Here is a 16,552-nt window from a genome sequence, read left to right as displayed (position 1 = left end):
GTGGGGCAGTTGTTCGGGCGGACAGCTGGCTCAGGCGCCAGGGCGGGACGGGCGTTGCCTTGGGCGCCGGTGGCAGATGTTCCGCCGGCCCTTACGGGTGGGACAGATCCGCAGCGCTGAAGGTATCGCATGTTTCCAGGCTGCCGCCGTCGTTGTAGCCGGCAAGGAACCAGGCCTGGCGCTGGGCGCTGGAGCCGTGGGTCCAGCTCTCCGGGTTGACCTGTCCGGTGGCCGAAGCCTGGATCCGGTCATCGCCGATGGCGGATGCCGCCGAAAGGGCATCGCTGATGTCGGTCTCGGTGAACGGAGCCAGGAACGGCACGTCCGAGCCGGGCGCGGGCTGGTCCGCGGCATGCCGTGCCCACAGGCCCGCATAGCAATCTGCCTGCAGCTCGGTGCGTACCGAGGCGGAGTCTGCGCCCTGCGGGTCCGCGTTCCGGCCCGCACTGGAGCCGGTGATCTGCTGGATGTGGTGGCCGAACTCATGCGCGACCACGTATTCCTGCGCCAGCGGACCGCCGGAGGACCCGTAGTTGGTGACCAGGTCGGAGAAGAACGCGGTGTCGTAGTAGGTCTGTTCGTCCGCCGGGCAGTAGAACGGTCCGACGGCGCTGGTGGCAGCGCCGCAGCCGGTATTCGTCCGGTCGGTGAAGAGGACGACGCCGGGCTCCGTGTAGGTCAGGCCGTAGCCGGCCAGGTACGGCTCCCAGAAGCTGTCGAGGCTTTCGGCAGTGCCGAGGATGCGGCAGTCCAACCGCTCGTTGGCATCTTCGCCGTTCAAACAGGTGTCGATGCTCTCAGACTGTGCCTGGCCGGCAGGTACGCCGGATCCGTCGCTCAGGCCCAGCCCGTCAATCACGTCCGATCCGAAAAACAGGGACAGGATCAGCAGCAGGCCGCCGCCCAGTCCGCCGCCTACGGCGATGCCTTTGCCCTTGCCGCGCCGGTCACTGACACGGGAGGAATCCAGACGCGCGTTGGTATTGAAACTCATGTCATCAGGTTATCGGTTGCCTTTGGCAACCTTTGTTTCGGACCTTTCGCCGATGCCGCGCGCCGCAAGCGCGTCGCCGGTCTGGCGGGCATAGGCCACCGCCCGGATGACGACGGGAACGGTGAGGGCCCGTGGATTGCGTTCCAGCCCGCGCGCCATGGCCGATTCCCGGACATCGCGGGCGGACCCAAGCAGGAACGGAATGCTCCGCAGCATCAGCGCCAGGGTCAGCCCAAACCGTTCCGGATCCGCGCCGAGCGGCCGCAGCGGACGCGCCAGCGACACCAGTCCGTCCAGCAGCTCCTGCGGGGCAGTGGTCAGGGTCAGCAGCCGGGCCGCCGTCACGCAGACGGCAATATTGCCGGTCACCATGACGGCGGCCTCTACGCCGGAAGCCCACCACTGAAACACGCCAAGCAGCACCAGGACCGGCCACATCAGCCTCAGGGGCACCCAGGACTCGCGCAGCAGCCCGGCGGCGGCATAGGCGGTAAGCACCAGAACCGCAGCAAGGGCCAGCAGCACGGGGGAGCGCAGCGCCAGCACCGCCACGGACAGGACAACCAGGACTCCGGCCTTCAGCCCAAGGGGCGCCGCATGCATCGAAGAGGTCCCCGGCCGGTACGCACCCAGCAGGTCCCCTGCCCCGGCAGAGCGTCTCATCCCACCCCCAACGCCAGCGCCCGGTAGGCGGCTATGCCCTCACGGGGACCGCCGTCGAATACCACCGCGCCGCCGTCCATTACCAGCACCCGGTCTGCATCGGCCGCGAAGTCCAGGTCATGCGTGGTGTAGATGACCTGCTGGGGGAGCGAGGCAAAAATCCGCCGCAGCCAAGCCGTATTGCGCAGGTCCAGGAGGGTGCTGGGCTCATCTGCCACCAGCACGGCGGGTTCAACCGCCAACACTGAGGCCAGCGCCATCAGCTGCCGTTCGCCGCCGGAGAGGTCGTAGATGCTCCGGTCCGCCAACTCCAGCAGCCCGAGGGCCTCAAGCCGCGCTTCGGCCGCGGCACGGCGCTGGACCCGGTTCCGGACCGAGGCACGCAGGGACAGCTCGACGTCGTCCCGCCCGGTGGGCATCACCAGCTGCGAGAGCGGATCCGTGAAGACAAACCCGACGCGCCGCCGCACGGCCGCTCCGTGCCTGGCAGTATCCAGGCCGTCCACACTGACCGTGCCGGTGTCCGGCAGCACGAGTCCGTTCAAAAGTTTGAGCAGCGTTGACTTGCCGGAGCCGTTGGCGCCGACGACGGCGGTGCGCGCAGTGTCGAGCTCCAGTGACAGCGGGTGCAGGATCGGTGCATGCGTCCCGCCGTCCCCGGCGGGCAGCACGCTGGCGTCCTGCAGCAGGATAGAGGGCATCAGCGGCTCCGGCGTACCGGGGAAGCCATTGACGGGAAAGCCTTGAAAACGCTGACGGCCACCACGGCGGCAAGCAGGTTCTTAATCACATCTCCGGGCCAGAAGGCCATGTCCACCGCCAGCGCGGCCGGGAAGGATAGGTGTCCGTTGAGCATCAGCCCTGCAATGCCGGCCGGATGCACCACGGCGAAACTCGTGGCCAGGGCCGCGGCGAAGAGCAGCACCGTCCGGTCCCGCCGGGTGCGCCGCAGCACCAGCCCGGCCAGCAGCCCGACAACGGCGGCTGCCACGGGGAAGGAGAGCAGATAGCCTGCGGACGGCCCGGCAAGGACGCCCGGGCCGCCGCGGAAACCGCTGAACACCGGCAGCCCGGCCAGGCCCGCCAGCAGGAAGAGTCCCACGGCGGCAGCCCCGCGTCCGGGGCCAAGAAGCATCCCGGTAAGCATCACCGCCAGTGTCTGCAGCGTGATCGGCACACCCGCCCCCAGCGGCACTCCGGGAAGAATCGAGAAGACCGCGGTGAGCGCAGCGAAGACGGCAATCAGGGACAGGTCCGCGGACGTCCACCGGCGGCGGGCACGCAGCCGGGCGCCGTTTCCAGTGCCGGTGGACCCGGAGCCGCCGGTGCCGCGGGCGGGGCGCGGCGCGTCGGCCGAAGTGTTCTTCATCGCTGCACTTTTCCTTATAGGGGAAGAAAAACGGGCGGGATTGCGTTTCGAACATTAGCTGCGGTGAAGCGGGATTCCATTGGAGGTTTTCTACAAATGGACTATGGCGGCTAGACTGGAAGGGCTGTTCCGGCCAACCAGGCCTCCATGACCGGTCACTGTGACCCTTCCCGCCTCGGTGGATTTCCACCGTTTCAAGGCCCGCGCACCGCGCAGCGTTTCTGCAATACAAAAACCTTCGAAAGGTCCACTGAGTGATTTCCGTATCTGGTCTCGAGCTGCGTGCAGGCGCACGGCTGCTCATGGAAGCGGTTTCATTCCGTGTTGACAAGGGAGACAAAATCGGGCTGGTAGGCCGCAACGGCGCCGGCAAGACCACCCTGACCAAGGTCCTCGCCGGCGAAGCCCTCCCGGCTGGAGGCACCGTGAAGCGGGTAGGCGACATCGGCTACCTGCCCCAGGATCCGCGCACCCCGGACATGGACCAGCTGGGCCGTGACCGTATTCTGTCCGCCCGCGGCCTGGACGTGGTTTCCGCACAGCTGAAGAAGTGCCAGGACGAGATGGCCAGCGATGATCCGAAGGTCTCCCAGAAGGCGATGAACCGCTACGACCGGCTGGAGTCGGAGTTCCTCTCCGCCGGCGGGTACGCCGCGGAGTCCGAGGCGGCCACCATCTGCGCCAACCTGGCCCTGCCGGACCGGTTGCTGAACCAGCCCCTGAAGACACTCTCCGGCGGCCAGCGCCGTCGTGTGGAGCTGGCCCGCATCCTGTACTCCGACGCCGAGACCATGCTCCTCGATGAGCCCACCAACCACCTCGACGCCGATTCCATCGCCTGGCTGCGGGAGTTCCTCAAGAACCACACCGGCGGCCTGATCGTGATCAGCCACGATACCGAGCTGCTTGAAGCCACCGTGAACAAGGTCTTCAGCCTTGACGCCAACCGCGCCACCATCGACATCTACAACATGGACTGGAAGCGTTACAAGATCCAGCGTGAGACCGATGAGCGCGCCCGCAAGCGCGAACGTGCCAACACCGAGAAGAAGGCCGGCATCCTGCTGGCCCAGGCCAACAAGATGAAGGCCCGCGCGTCCGGTGCCTCCGCGGCACAGAGCATGCTCAAGCGCGTGGACCGCCTGATGGGCGGCCTGGACGCCGTCCGCGCCAATGACCGCGTGGCAGCCCTCCGCTTCCCGGATCCGGCCCCGTGCGGCAAGACCCCCATGACTGCCGAGGGCCTCAGCAAGAGCTACGGTTCGCTGGAAATCTTCACCGACGTGGACCTGGCCATTGACCGCGGTTCCAAGGTGGTCATCCTGGGCCTGAACGGCGCGGGCAAGACCACCCTGCTGCGGATGCTGGCCGGCGTCGACAAGCCGGATACCGGCAAGGTCATCGCCGGGCACGGGCTCAAGGTGGGCTACTACGCCCAGGAGCACGAGACCCTGGACACGGAGCGGACGGTTCTCGAGAACATGCGTTCCTCCGCGCCGGACATGGATGACGCCGAGGTCCGCAGCGTGCTGGGTTCCTTTATGTTCAGCGGCGACGACGTCGAGAAGAAGGCCGGCGTCCTGTCCGGCGGCGAGAAGACCCGCCTGGCCCTGGCCACCATCGTTGCCTCCTCCGCGAACGTCCTGCTCCTGGACGAACCCACCAACAACCTGGACCCCGCCTCCCGTGCGGAGATCCTCGGGGCCCTGAGCAACTACACCGGTGCCGTGGTGATGGTCAGCCACGATGAGGGCGCTGTAGCGGCACTGAACCCGGAACGTGTGGTGCTCCTGCCGGACGGCGACGAGGACCACTGGAACGAGAACTACCTTGACCTGGTGACCCTGGCCTAACCTCCGGCCCATCCCGCGTACACCAGCGGCCCTGCTCCAATCGGAGCAGGGCCGCTGTCGTCTGCGCAGCCGAAGCCGGCAGGAGGGCCTAGAAGCCCTGTGCGTCCAGGATTGCGTCCTCTTCCTCTTCACCCGTAGGCCCGCGCTTTTTGCGGCGCGGGGGACGACGCCGGGAGGGAGTCGGGTGGGCGGCGATGATGTCGTCGTCGTCATCCTCATCGTCGATGCCGTCGTAGTAGCGGTTCAATGCTTCCTGGCGCGCGGCATAACCCAGGCCAATGAACATCATCAGCGCGAACCCGTACCACTGCAGTCCGTACGAGAGGTGCAGGCCCTCATCCACTTCCGGACGCGGGGCGCCTTCGGGCGCGACGGCGGCACCCGGGTCCTCGCTTGCCATGAGCCCGTAGGACCCCTGGTGCAGCGGATAGTCCAGCTGCTCCGCGAAGGCTCCCAGGTCGATCGAGGGCAGCTGCCCCTCGGGTGCGCTGCGCGTCAGGGTGGGTTCGGCGGGTTTGATCCGGGCCACCACGCTGACCCTGCCCTCGGGGGCGGCGGGGATGCTGTCCGGACGGCCGGCCTCGTCGTCTCCGATCGGCAGCCAGCCGCGGTTGACCGCCACGCTGGTGCCGTCGTCAAGCTTCAGCGGCACCAGGACCTCGTAGCCGGGGCGGCCTTTCAGCGGGCGGTTGCGGATAATGCGCTGCTCGGCGGAGTCGTACGTTCCCTCAAGCTTCACGGGCAGCCATTCGGCGGATTCGTCGTAGGTGTCGAAATATTCTTCGGCCTCGTCGTATGGAACCGGCGCGGCGTCGTAATTGGATTCGATGCGGGCACTGTCGGCCAGGGAGGCTTCGCGGCGGTCCATCTGCCACTGGCCCAGGCCCACGCACGCGGCTGCCAGGACGCAGACAAGGACAAACCAGCCGAACCAGCGGGCGGAGAGGAGGAAGCGGTACATCTACGCTGTACCGCCTTCAGTGCTGCCGTCCAGCGGGAGGGTTTCCTTCCAGAGGCCGCGCGTACGCAGGTAATCCTCCAGCCAGTCCCGGTGCTCATCGCAGGCAAGCCAGGCCTTGCGCCGTTCCGGGGTATGGATGCGGGGGTTGTTCCACAGCAGCTGCCAGCTTGCGTTGAGCCTGCAGGCCTTCCGGGAACACACCGGGGTGCCGGTGCCTGTGTCCGAGTTGCCGGAGAGGGAATCGAGGAGGTTCATGCTGCGCGGTCAGGCCTTGTCTTCGTCGTCGTTGTCTATGATCTCGCCCGGCAACACGGTGGTTTCGGGAGTTTCAGCGGTTTGTTCTTCCGCCGCCCGCGGAGCGTCCAGCGCGGTGGCCGGCGGACTGTCTATCATCGCATCCGAGGCGGTCATAAGGCGGGTATCCGAGCCTCCGTTGGCGATGATGACCGCGAAGTAGGGGAGCACCACCGCTCCGGCAATCACCACCCACAACAACCAGCCGTGCACGAAGAACATCAGGAACAGGCAGACCACACGGATGCCCATGGACACGCTGTACTTGATCATGCGTGTGCGCATTTCGTCGGTGTGCGGGCTGGGTGCGTCGGTGATTCTGGGGACGCTCTCCCCGCGGTTTGTGTCCCTAGCCATCAGTAGCCATCAGTAGCCATCGGTAGTCTTCCTCACCCTCCAAACAGGTCCGTTCATTCTCTCACTAGCGGCCGCGTTGCAGAAGTTGAATCCGGCGCACGTAGGATCGAGGCAACCCCCATCGCTGGCTGAAAGAAGGAATATCCGTGCAGAACACGACAGAGAACGAGTCCGGCCGCAGCGTCCTGGTGACCGGAGGAAACCGCGGAATCGGGCTGGCAATTGCCCAGGCATTCCTGGCCGCAGGCGACCGCGTGGCCATCACGTACCGCAGCGGCGAGGTTCCCGCCGGGATGCTGGGCGTCAAGGCGGATGTGACGGATATGGCATCGGTCGACGCCGCGTTCACCGAGGTCGAGGCCGCGCACGGCCCCGTGGAAGTCCTCGTGGCCAACGCCGGGATCACCCGGGACATGCTGCTGCTGCGGATGAGTGAAGACGATTTCTCCGACGTGATCGACACCAACCTCACCGGTGCCTTCCGGGTGGTCAAGCGGGCCTCCAAGGGCATGCTCCGGATGAAGAAGGGCCGGGTGGTGCTGATCTCCTCCGTGGTCGGACTCTACGGATCGCCCGGACAGATCAACTACGCCGCCTCCAAGGCCGGCCTGATCGGCATCGCCCGTTCCCTGACCCGTGAACTGGGCTCCCGCAACATCACGGCCAACGTTGTGGCCCCGGGATTCATCAACACCGACATGACCCGCGCCCTGCCCGAAGATACGCAGAAGAACTACCTTTCCTCCATTCCCGCCGGCAGATTCGCCGAGCCGGAGGAAGTTGCCAACGTGGTGCGCTGGATTGCCGGCGATGAGGCAGGCTACATTTCCGGTGCCGTCATCCCGGTCGACGGCGGCCTGGGCATGGGGCACTAGCCCCCGCCAACGCGCAGCTCCCCAAATCCTTGGAGGTTTCCTCAACTGCCGGCCGGTGCGCCGGCTGGCAGGATGGGTTCGGAGAGCTGACTGCTTAGATACTTTCTACAAAAAGGAGATCCCATGGGCCTGCTGGATGGCAAAGCCGCGATCGTCACCGGATCATCGCGCGGAATCGGAGCCGAGGTGGCCCGCTTCCTGGCGGCCGAAGGTGCCGGCGTCGTCGTCAATTACCGCCAGAAGGCACCGCGTGCCAATAAGGTGGTCGCTGCCATTGGGGAAGCCGGCGGACGCGCAGTGGCCGTGGGCGCTGACCTCACCGTCGCGGAAGGCCCGGCTGCGCTCGTGGCTGCGGCGCAGGAGAACTTCGGCGGGCTGGATGTCCTGGTGCTCAATGCCTCCGGCGGCATGGAAACCGGTGTGGAGGAGAACTACGCGCTGAAGCTGAACCGGGACGCGCAGGTCAACATGCTGACCGCGGCGCTTGAGGTGATGCCCGCCGGTTCGCGGGTGGTCTTCGTCACTAGCCACCAGGCCCACTTCATCCGCTCGGTGCCGACCATGCCGGAATACGAGGCCGTGGCCCTCAGCAAGCGGGCCGGCGAAGATGCACTCCGGGCTCTGCTCCCGCAGCTGGAGGAAAAGGGCATCACCCTGGTGGTGGTCTCCGGGGACATGATCGAAGGCACCGTCACGGCAACCCTGCTGGACCGGGCCAACCCCGGCGCCATCGAAGCCCGCCGCGAGGAAGCCGGCAGGCTCTACTCCGTGCAGGAGTTCGGCGCCGAAGTGGCCCGCATGGCCACTGCCGACGTTCCGTCCGGGCACACCGAATACGTGGGCGGTGCGGACTACCTGACCGCCGGCGCAGCAGACACTGCCGGCGACCCCGCCTAGAGCTTCACGAAGTGCTGAACCACGTCCAGTTGGGGCAGGTTCAGCACGGCATCCGCGGCGGCCTGCACTGCGGGTTTGGCATTAAAGGCCACTCCCAGTGCGGCCGCCGCAAGCATGTCCAAATCATTGGCGCCGTCGCCCACCGCAATGGTGTGCCCGGGTGCCACACCCAGCCCGCGTGCCCACCCAGCCAGCGACCTGGCCTTGACCGCACGGTCCACCACTTCACCGGATACAGCGCCGGTCAGCACCCCGTCCTTGATTTCCAGCAGGTTCGCCCTGCGGAAACTGAGCTGCAGGCGATCGGCCAGCGGGTCCAGCACCTGGGTGAATCCGCCGGACACCACGGCAACTCCGTGTCCGGCGGCAAGGAACTCCTTCACCAGCGGTTCCGCGCCGTCGGAAAGCTCAATCCGGGCTCCGACCTCGTCAATCACTGATGCAGGCAGTCCGGCAAGCGTTTTCACCCGGGCGTGCAGGCTGGCGGCAAAATCCAGTTCCCCGCGCATGGCGGCCTCGGTTACGGCGGCCACCTCTGCTTCCCGTCCCGCGTGGGCCGCCAGCAGCTCGATGACTTCCTGCTTGATCAGCGTCGAGTCCACGTCCATCACCAGCAGCTTCCGGGCATCTTCAAGCAGCGACGGCGGCACCACGGCGCTGTGCTCGCCGCCTGCCTTCACCGGCACCGCTGCCGCCGCCGCAGCGACGGCGCGCCGCAGCCTCGGGAGGCCGCCGTCGTACCCCACATAAAGCTTGGACACCGTGAAACCGTTCCCCGCGGCGTTCTCCAGCTCCAGGATCCGCGCACCCAGGCCGGAAACCGCACCCTGCACGGCGCCTAGGTAGGCGTCGGAAAGGTCCCGCCCGTAGCTGACGACACTGTATTCGGGGGAGTTCGGCATGGTTTCCGTTCTGCTCGTTGGGCGGGCCGCTGCGGCGCATCGTTTCGCCAATGCCCCTTTCTTTAGCCTAATGTCTAGTGCTATGAGTGATGTTCTTGAATTTGCCGGCGTAAGTGTTGTCCGCGGCGGAAAAACCCTGTTGGACGGCGTTAACTGGCAGGTCAAGGAGGGTGAGCGTTGGGTGATCATGGGTCCCAACGGTGCCGGGAAGACCACGCTGCTGCAGATTGCCAGCGGCCGGATGCACCCCACGCGCGGCGTAGCCGGAATCCTCGAGGAAGTCCTCGGAGCCGTGGACGTTTTTGAACTCCGCCCCCGTATCGGCCTGGCCTCCGCTGCACTGGCGGGTCAGATTCCGGAAGATGAAACAGTCCTCAACGTGGTGCTTACGGCCTCCTACGGGATGACCGGACGCTGGCGTGAAAAGTACGAAAAGCTCGACGAACGCCGTGCCTTCCACCTGCTGCACGAATGGGGCATGTCCACCTTCATGAACCGCCGGTTCTCCTCCCTCAGCGAAGGGGAGCGCAAGCGCGTGCAGATTGCCCGCGCCCTGATGACGGACCCGGAGCTGCTGCTGCTGGACGAGCCGGCCGCCGGCCTGGACCTGGCCGGCCGCGAGGACCTGCTGTTCCGGCTCGGCGAACTGGCCCGGGACGAGGAAGCACCCGCCATGGTGCTGGTCACCCACCACCTGGAAGAGGTCCCCACCGGGTTCAGCCATGCCCTGCTGCTCCGCGACGGAGGCGTGGTCGCGTCCGGTCCCATCGAAGAAGTGTTCACCGAAGAGCACCTGAGCACCGCCTTTGACCTGCCGCTGGACCTGCGCCGCGAGGGCGGCCGGTACTCAGCCACCGCCCTGCGCGGCTAGGAGCAGGCACCGGGTGAACCTCCAGTACCTCGACTCGGCCAACGATCCCCGTGTTCTCGACTACACCTCCCTCACGGACACTTCCCTCCGGAGGCGGCGGGAGCCGGAGGAGGGCATGTACATTGCCGAATCCTCCAAGGTCCTGCGCCGCGCGGTCGACGCCGGGCACCGCCCCCGGTCCTTCTTCCTGGCCGAGAAATGGCTTCCGGACCTGACTGACGTCCTGGAGCGGTTCCCCGAGGTCCCCGCGTTCGTAGGCACGGCGGAGGTCCTGGAAGAGATCACCGGGTTCCACCTGCACCGCGGTGCGCTGGCCGCCATGGAACGGCCGGCGCCGCTGGAACTGGGCGCCCTGCTGGGTACGGCCCGCCGCATTGCCGTGCTGGAAGACATTGTCGACCACACCAACATCGGGGCCATCTTCCGTTCGGCCGCCGCCCTGCAGGTGGACGCCGTCCTCGTGACGCCCCGCTGCGCGGATCCGCTGTACCGCCGGGCCATCAGGGTGAGCATGGGTACCGTGTTCCAGGTTCCCTGGGTACGCCTGACGGACTGGCCGGCGCAGCTCCGGCAACTCCGGGAGGCAGGCTTTGTCACGGCCGCCCTGGCCCTGCGGGAGGATTCCCTGACCCTGGACGAACTCAGCGCCCGCCGCGACGAGCGTCTTGCCCTGGTCCTCGGCACCGAAGGCGATGGCCTGGCCGAAACCACCCTTGCCGGCGTCGACCTGGCGGTGCGTATCCCGATGAGCGGAGGCGTGGATTCGCTGAATGTGGCTGCCGCCAGCGCGGTGGCTTTCTGGGAGTGCCGGCCCTAACCCACGCGGGCGGTCCACTGCCCTTACCCTGCAGCTCCCCGGGTGCCAGACTGTGCCAGGTCACCCATCGATGAGGACACCAGCGGAGCTGCCATGGAATCCCGTGCAAGGACCCGGCCAGGAACTGTCCTGGCACTGTGCACGGGATTGCTGCTGACCGTTTCGGCCTGCGGTCCCACCGCACAGCAGCTGAAGGAACGGACGGTGTCCGCTTCGCCGGCACCGTCCGCTCCGCAGGCACCGTCCGCTTCCGGACCCGTCGCGGCGGAACCCACGCGCACCTCCGTGCCCACCCGGCCGCCGTCGCCCGTTCCCGAAACAACTGCCCCGGCGCCAAGGGTCGGCGTCACCGGCACCCAGGCAGGGATGCCGCAGCCGGTCCAGGATGCCTGCCAATGGCTGATCCGGCGGGATCCGGACCCCGTCTCCGGAACCGAAGCGGGGACCTGCGTCTCCACCGCCATGGCCTCGGGCGGGGGCGGCATCCAAACCCTGCAGACCGAAACCAGCTGGCTCCCGGCCGGCACCTACAGCGTCCGGTTCACCACCAGTCCCGACTTCAGCATGACCCTGCAGGGCACCGACGAAGACCTCGCCGTCACCATCCGCGACGGACAGCGGGTGCTTCGTAAAGGCGGCCAGGACATTTCCGCAGACCCGGAGGGATCAGCCGAAGAGGCCTCTGCGGCAGTCCTTGCCGATGCCGCCGAACTGACGGTGCGGCCGGAAAAGGTGGCGGCGCTGCTCGCGCCGTCGTCAGAGGTGGCGGTTCGGTACGGTGCGCTCCTCAACGGCCTGCCCTGCACGCAGATCAGCGGCAGCTTCGACACCGCGGATGCCCGGGCCGGAAACCAAACCGGCCCGGCGTCCACCTCAGCCGCGGTGCTTCCCGCCGGGTCCTTCTCGCTGTGCCTGGATCAGTACTACCGTCCCCTGCAGATCGAAATCACCGGCCTGAACCAGGGCATTACCTCTAGAATCACGGCCGTCAACGCGCAGTGGGGCACCGGCCCCTGACCCGTTGCGATACCCGGGCAGGCACCCGCAGCGTTTCCTGCCGGCCCGCGAAATGCGCTAGTATGGGTTGCTGGCCGAATGTACGGCCAATAAAGCTTTCAACCACACTGTGCCTGGCAAAATCCAGGCACCAAAAGAAGGTAAAACTGTGAAGTCTGATATCCACCCCAAGTATGCTCCGGTTGTCTTCCGTGACCTCGCGTCCGACACCGCGTTCCTGACGAACTCCACCGCCACGTCCTCCAAGACGATCGAGTGGGAAGACGGAAACACCTACCCGCTCATCGAGGTGGAAATCTCCTCCGCATCGCACCCGTTCTACACGGGCAAGCAGCGCATCATGGACTCCGCCGGCCGCGTGGAGCGCTTCAACGCCCGCTTCAAGGGCTTCGGCGCCAAGAAGTAGCCAGTTCGGAAAACACAGCAGTATTTGGAGAAAGGTCCGCCGGCATCAGCCCGGCGGGCCTTTCCCCGTAAGGGGGGACCATCCGGTCCCGGCACCGGTTCGGAGCAGAGGAGTCTTGATGGCAAGCACGGATAAGAGCGGACGCCGGCACGGAGAGTACAAAGTGCCCGGCGGCAAACTGGTTGTTGTGGACCTGGCCGTCCGTGACGGCCGGCTGGCGGATGTTTCCCTTGGCGGCGACTTCTTCCTGGAACCGGATGAAGCGCTAGGGGACATTAATGCCGCACTCGAGGGGCTTCCTGCCGAGGCATCGTTCGGCGATATAGCCGCAGCAGTCTCCTCCCGGCTGTCCCCGGACACTGTCCTGTTCGGCTTTTCCCCCGAAGCCGTGGCCACCACGGTCCGCCGCGCACTGGGCAAGGCCACCGGCTGGGGCGACCATCAGTGGGAGATCATCCCGCCCACTCCGTTGTCCACACACATGCACGTAGCCATGGACGAGGTCCTGGCCGAGGAAGTCGGTGCCGGAAAGCGCAACCCAACCCTCCGGTTCTGGGAATGGGAGTCGCCGTCCGTAGTGATCGGCAGCTTCCAGTCGCTGAAGAACGAGGTGGACCCCGAGGGCGCGGAACGGCACGGCGTCACCGTAGTCCGGCGCATCACCGGCGGCGGAGCGATGTTCATGGAACACGGCAATGCCATCACCTACTCGCTCTACGTTCCCCAGTCCCTGGTTGACGGGCTCAGCTTTGCGGATTCCTACCCGTTCCTGGATGCCTGGGTGATGGAGTCCCTGAAGAAGCTCGGCATCTCCGCCTGGTATGTGCCGCTGAATGACATGGCTACGGACCAGGGCAAGATCGGCGGTGCCGCCCAGAAGCGGTTCAGCAGCGGCGGGATGCTGCACCACGTCACGATGTCCTACAACATCGACGCGGACAAGATGGTGGAGGTCCTGCGGATCGGCAAGGAGAAACTCTCGGATAAGGGCACTACCAGTGCCAAGAAGCGGGTGGATCCGCTCAAACGGCAGACCGGGCTGTCCCGCGAAGACATCATTGCAACCATGATGGACACCTTCGCCACGCGTTACGGCGCCGTGGAGGCAGGGCTCTCCGATGAGGAGCTGGCCCTCGCGGAGCAGAAGGTCGCCGACAAATTCGACACTTCCGAGTGGTTGAACCGCGTTCCGTAGCCTGCAGGCCTGCGGACCTCCGCGCTACCCGGGCGGCGGTCCGTAGGCCTAGACTGCGAAGATGGAGAAAAAGTCGCTGACCGCCCTTGCCCGCAGACATCTGGAATCCTCACGGCAGGCGGCCAGCGGACGCAGCGCCTCCACCGTCTACGGCGGCCACGAGCACGTGCTGCGGCAGACAGTGATCGCCCTTCGGGCCGGCTTTGTTATGGACGAGCATGAGAACCCCGGCGAGGCAACCGTCTATGTACTCAAGGGGCGGGTCGCTTTATCGGCGGAGGGCAACACCTGGGACGGGTCCGCCGGAGACCTGCTGATTGTTCCGCAGGCCCGGCATTCCGTGAAAGCACTGGAAGACTCCGCGATCCTCCTCACCGTGGCCAAGCCGCAGCTGGCCTGACCACGGTAAGGCGCCGGGCACCCGCACAGCGCAATTACAGTGCGGCCGCCTGGACCCGGAGCGACCGGAGCAGCTGGTCCTGCTGCTCGATGATGATCCGCCGCAGCGCGGCCGGCGCGTGGGGGTGCAGCTCCAGCCATTCCACCGATTCCTGCACCACCGGATGATCGGCCGGCGCCGTGCCTGCCGCCGCGTCCTGGTGTCCGGGGTAGAGCCCGCCGACCACACGGGAGGCCAGCTCGATGCTGCGTCCGGACCAGACCTCGGTGAGGGAAGCGAAATATTCCGGCAGGTAAGCATCCAGAAGCTCGTGGCTGCCGAGGTTGAACCCGGTTATGGTCGCTGAGAGCAGCTCATTGGAGAGAACATTTGAGTGGACCGCTGCCTGCCACGCGGCGGCCTTGACCTCCGGATTTGGGAACGCCGCCGCGGCAGTCGTGTGGCCCACGCGCCCCGATGCGGTGGTGTCCCGTTCCAGTTCCGCATCCAGTTCAGCACGGGTGGCGGAGTTTGTTGCCGCCAGGGCGACCCAGAGGCGCCAGCGCAGATCGGAATCCACCGCCAGGCCGTTGATGCCGGCAGTGCCGTCCAGCAGTCCGCGCAGGAGCGGGGTGTAGCTGCTGCTGCGCCGCCCGGCGCCGGCAGCTGCCCGGGCCCAGATGATCTGCCGGTCGCTTCCCGGTGCTGCCGCCTTCAGCTGCCCGGCAATGTGCCCGTAGAACTCCTCACGCAACGCGCTCCGGCGCGGTGCCGGAGCGTAGTACTCAATGGCGCTGAGGGCGTTGTCCAGCAGTACCTGCAGTACACCGGCCCCGCTTTCCTGAGGCGTGACCCGCTGGACCAGCCGGACATAGTCCTTTGCGCTCAGGACGCCGTCGCGGACGCTGTTCCACAACGCTGACAGGGAAATCGCCCGGGCCAGGGGGTCGCTGAGCTGATGCAGGGACTCGAGCAGTGTGGCCAGCGACGCATCGTCGAAGCGGATCTTGGCGTAGGTCAGGTCCTCGTCATTGAGCAGCAGCAGGGCCGGACGCTGCCTGCCGACCAGTTCGGGCACCTCGGTCCTGGGACCGGCGACGTCCAGTTCCACGCTGTCAATGCGGACCAGTGCACCGGCGGCGTCGAAGTCGTAGAGCCCTATGCGGAGCCTGTGCGGCCGGGGGACCTGCTCGCCGCTGACCGGATCCGGGGCATTCTGGGAGATGACCACCGATGTGTACGCTCCGGCGTCGTCGGTTTCCGTTGCCGGAACCAGGACCGGAACGCCGGCGGTCTGCAGCCACCGGCTGGACCACAGGGCCATGTCCCGGCCGGACGCCGTCTCAAGCGCAGTCAGGAGGTCCGCGAGGGTGGTGTTGCCGTAGGCATGGGTCCGGAAGTAGCCGCGGGCCGCTTCAATGAAGGTATCGAACCCCACGTAGGCCACCAGTTGCTTGAGCACCGAGGCGCCCTTGGCGTACGTGATGCCGTCGAAGTTCTGCTTGGCTGCCTCCAGGTCCGGAATGTCGGCAACGATGGGATGCGTGGTGGGCAGCTGGTCCTGGACGTAGGCCCAGGCCTTGCGCCGGTTCGCAAAGCTGACCCACGAGTTGGTGAAGTCCGTGGCGCGGTCCACCGCCAGGGCACCCATGTAGTCGGCGAAGGATTCCTTGAGCCACAGGTCATCCCACCACTGCATCGTGACAAGGTCACCGAACCACATGTGCGCCATCTCGTGCAGGATGGTGTTCGCCCGCGCCTCGTACTGCGCCTCGGTGGCCCGGGACCGGAAGACATACGCTTCCGTGAACGTCACCAGGCCGGGGTTCTCCATGGCGCCCAGGTTGTACTCCGGGACAAAGGCGGAGTCGTACTTCCCGAAGGGGTACGGGAAGTCAAAGAGCTCATGGAAGTAGTCCAGGCCGGCCTTGGTGACCGCAAAGATGTTCTCCGCGTCAAAGAACCCGGCCAGGGAGGAACGGCAGTACGCAGCCAGGGGGACCCGCAGGTCCGAGCCGTCCTTTAGCCGGATGGACCACTCGTCGTCGGCGCGGTGGTAGGGGCCGGCCAGAACGGTGGTGATGTAGGTGGAGATGCGCTGGGTGGGGGCGAATTCCCAGCGGCTGAGGGTACCGTCACCCAGTGCCGTGCGCCGCGTTTCGACGCCGTTGGAGGCTACCTGCCATCCGCTTGGCGCCGTCACGGTGAAGCTAAAGGACGCCTTCAGGTCCGGCTGCTCAAAGTCCGCAAAGACGCGCCGCGCGTCGGCGGGCTCATACTGCGTGTAGAGGTAGGTCTGCCCGTCCGCCGGGTCCAGGAAACGGTGGAGGCCTTCGCCGCTGCGGCTGTAGAGGGCCGTGCCCTCCACGGTGACCGTGTTCTCCGCCTGAAGGCCGGGAAGGTGGATCCGCGATTCGTCCACGGCCGCCGTCAGGTCCAGCTCGGTACCGTTCAGTACCACTGAGGACACCCCGCCGTGGATGAAGTCCAGGAACGTCGCGGCGCCCGGCTCGGAACAGCTGAAGGCAATGGTGCTGCGGGACCGGAAGCCTGCGGCATCCGGATCCTGGGCATTGCCCAGGTCCAGCTCGACGTCGTAGGAGGTTACGGACAGCAGGTGGGACCGCAGAGCGGCTTCGTCACGGCTCAGGTTCTGGTTAGGCACCTGTTCATTCAATCACTTCTGCCGCCTGCGGCGTTGC

The 16,552-nt window shown here is 66.5% G+C and carries 18 protein-coding genes; 9 read left to right on the top strand and 9 right to left on the bottom strand.

Features of this window, described 5'->3' with window-relative positions:
• Nucleotides 1-91: 91 nt before the first annotated feature.
• Genes ypfJ through LOC60_RS06925 form a run of 4 tightly spaced genes read right to left on the bottom strand, consistent with a single transcriptional unit; the run spans nt 92 to nt 3,026 of the window.
• Nucleotides 92-994, bottom strand: a complete 903-nt coding sequence (gene ypfJ / locus LOC60_RS06940; RefSeq protein WP_230023938.1) for a KPN_02809 family neutral zinc metallopeptidase — start codon at nt 992-994, stop codon at nt 92-94.
• Nucleotides 995-1,003: 9 nt separating this feature from the next.
• Nucleotides 1,004-1,657, bottom strand: a complete 654-nt coding sequence (locus LOC60_RS06935) for an energy-coupling factor transporter transmembrane component T (RefSeq protein ID WP_230023936.1) — start codon at nt 1,655-1,657, stop codon at nt 1,004-1,006.
• Nucleotides 1,654-2,358, bottom strand: coding sequence for an energy-coupling factor ABC transporter ATP-binding protein (locus LOC60_RS06930; protein ID WP_230023927.1), 705 nt, complete (start codon nt 2,356-2,358; stop codon nt 1,654-1,656). Before LOC60_RS06930 ends, LOC60_RS06935 begins: the two co-directional genes overlap by 4 nt.
• Complete coding sequence (locus tag LOC60_RS06925; protein WP_230023925.1) at nt 2,358-3,026, bottom strand: biotin transporter BioY; 669 nt, start codon at nt 3,024-3,026, stop codon at nt 2,358-2,360. Before LOC60_RS06925 ends, LOC60_RS06930 begins: the two co-directional genes overlap by 1 nt.
• 254 nt (nt 3,027-3,280) lie before the next feature.
• Between LOC60_RS06925 and LOC60_RS06920 the strand changes: the two genes are divergently transcribed.
• Entirely contained in the window at nt 3,281-4,879 is a 1,599-nt protein-coding gene (locus LOC60_RS06920; RefSeq protein ID WP_230023924.1) for an ABC-F family ATP-binding cassette domain-containing protein, read from the top strand.
• A gap of 88 nt (nt 4,880-4,967) precedes the next feature.
• Here LOC60_RS06920 and LOC60_RS06915 read toward each other — a convergent pair whose 3' ends face one another.
• From LOC60_RS06915 to LOC60_RS06905, 3 genes are read right to left on the bottom strand one after another with little or no spacing between them, the layout of a single operon-like run.
• The gene (locus tag LOC60_RS06915) at nt 4,968-5,840 is read right to left on the bottom strand and encodes an SURF1 family cytochrome oxidase biogenesis protein (RefSeq protein WP_230023922.1); all 873 of its coding nucleotides are present in this window, start codon (nt 5,838-5,840) and stop codon (nt 4,968-4,970) included.
• Nucleotides 5,841-6,095: a hypothetical protein gene (locus tag LOC60_RS06910; RefSeq protein ID WP_230023920.1), complete on the bottom strand. Its 255-nt coding sequence runs from the start codon at nt 6,093-6,095 to the stop codon at nt 5,841-5,843.
• A gap of 9 nt (nt 6,096-6,104) precedes the next feature.
• Nucleotides 6,105-6,491: a DUF3099 domain-containing protein gene (locus LOC60_RS06905; protein ID WP_230023917.1), complete on the bottom strand. Its 387-nt coding sequence runs from the start codon at nt 6,489-6,491 to the stop codon at nt 6,105-6,107.
• Nucleotides 6,492-6,637: 146 nt separating this feature from the next.
• On the opposite strand from LOC60_RS06905, the gene LOC60_RS06900 reads away from it, so the two are divergent.
• Nucleotides 6,638-7,366: a beta-ketoacyl-ACP reductase gene (locus LOC60_RS06900; RefSeq protein ID WP_442860393.1), complete on the top strand. Its 729-nt coding sequence runs from the start codon at nt 6,638-6,640 to the stop codon at nt 7,364-7,366.
• Between the two features lie 123 nt (nt 7,367-7,489).
• Nucleotides 7,490-8,263 carry an SDR family oxidoreductase gene (locus tag LOC60_RS06895; protein WP_230023915.1) on the top strand — a complete coding sequence of 258 codons (774 nt, stop codon included), beginning with the start codon at nt 7,490-7,492 and terminating at the stop codon, nt 8,261-8,263.
• Here LOC60_RS06895 and serB read toward each other — a convergent pair.
• Nucleotides 8,260-9,165 (bottom strand): phosphoserine phosphatase SerB, encoded by a 906-nt coding sequence (gene serB / locus LOC60_RS06890; RefSeq protein WP_230023907.1) that lies wholly within the window; start codon nt 9,163-9,165, stop codon nt 8,260-8,262. The genes LOC60_RS06895 and serB overlap by 4 nt on opposite strands.
• Before the next feature lie 82 nt (nt 9,166-9,247).
• Between serB and LOC60_RS06885 the strand changes: the two genes are divergently transcribed.
• The 6 genes from LOC60_RS06885 to LOC60_RS06860 all read left to right on the top strand — a co-directional run bounded on the left by LOC60_RS06885 (nt 9,248) and on the right by LOC60_RS06860 (nt 13,871).
• Nucleotides 9,248-10,036 carry an ABC transporter ATP-binding protein gene (locus tag LOC60_RS06885; RefSeq protein WP_230023905.1) on the top strand — a complete coding sequence of 263 codons (789 nt, stop codon included), beginning with the start codon at nt 9,248-9,250 and terminating at the stop codon, nt 10,034-10,036.
• A 13-nt stretch (nt 10,037-10,049) separates the two neighbouring features.
• Entirely contained in the window at nt 10,050-10,853 is an 804-nt protein-coding gene (locus LOC60_RS06880) for a TrmH family RNA methyltransferase (RefSeq protein ID WP_230023903.1), read from the top strand.
• A gap of 93 nt (nt 10,854-10,946) precedes the next feature.
• Nucleotides 10,947-11,870, top strand: a complete 924-nt coding sequence (locus LOC60_RS06875) for a hypothetical protein (RefSeq protein ID WP_230023901.1) — start codon at nt 10,947-10,949, stop codon at nt 11,868-11,870.
• A 148-nt stretch (nt 11,871-12,018) separates the two neighbouring features.
• Nucleotides 12,019-12,276, top strand: coding sequence for a type B 50S ribosomal protein L31 (locus LOC60_RS06870; RefSeq protein WP_230023899.1), 258 nt, complete (start codon nt 12,019-12,021; stop codon nt 12,274-12,276).
• A 118-nt stretch (nt 12,277-12,394) separates the two neighbouring features.
• The gene (locus LOC60_RS06865; RefSeq protein ID WP_230023896.1) at nt 12,395-13,471 is read left to right on the top strand and encodes a lipoate--protein ligase family protein; all 1,077 of its coding nucleotides are present in this window, start codon (nt 12,395-12,397) and stop codon (nt 13,469-13,471) included.
• Nucleotides 13,472-13,532: 61 nt separating this feature from the next.
• Nucleotides 13,533-13,871 carry a cupin domain-containing protein gene (locus LOC60_RS06860; RefSeq protein WP_230023894.1) on the top strand — a complete coding sequence of 113 codons (339 nt, stop codon included), beginning with the start codon at nt 13,533-13,535 and terminating at the stop codon, nt 13,869-13,871.
• A gap of 34 nt (nt 13,872-13,905) precedes the next feature.
• On the opposite strand, the gene pepN is transcribed toward LOC60_RS06860, so the two are convergent.
• The gene (gene pepN, locus LOC60_RS06855; protein WP_230023892.1) at nt 13,906-16,515 is read right to left on the bottom strand and encodes an aminopeptidase N; all 2,610 of its coding nucleotides are present in this window, start codon (nt 16,513-16,515) and stop codon (nt 13,906-13,908) included.
• Nucleotides 16,516-16,552: the final 37 nt, after the last annotated feature.

It is taken from the genome of Arthrobacter sp. zg-Y769 (genome assembly GCF_020907405.1).
Lineage (GTDB): Bacteria > Actinomycetota > Actinomycetes > Actinomycetales > Micrococcaceae > Arthrobacter_B.
Note: the sequence above shows the minus strand (reverse complement) of the source record. Positions and strands in the feature narration are given on the sequence as shown.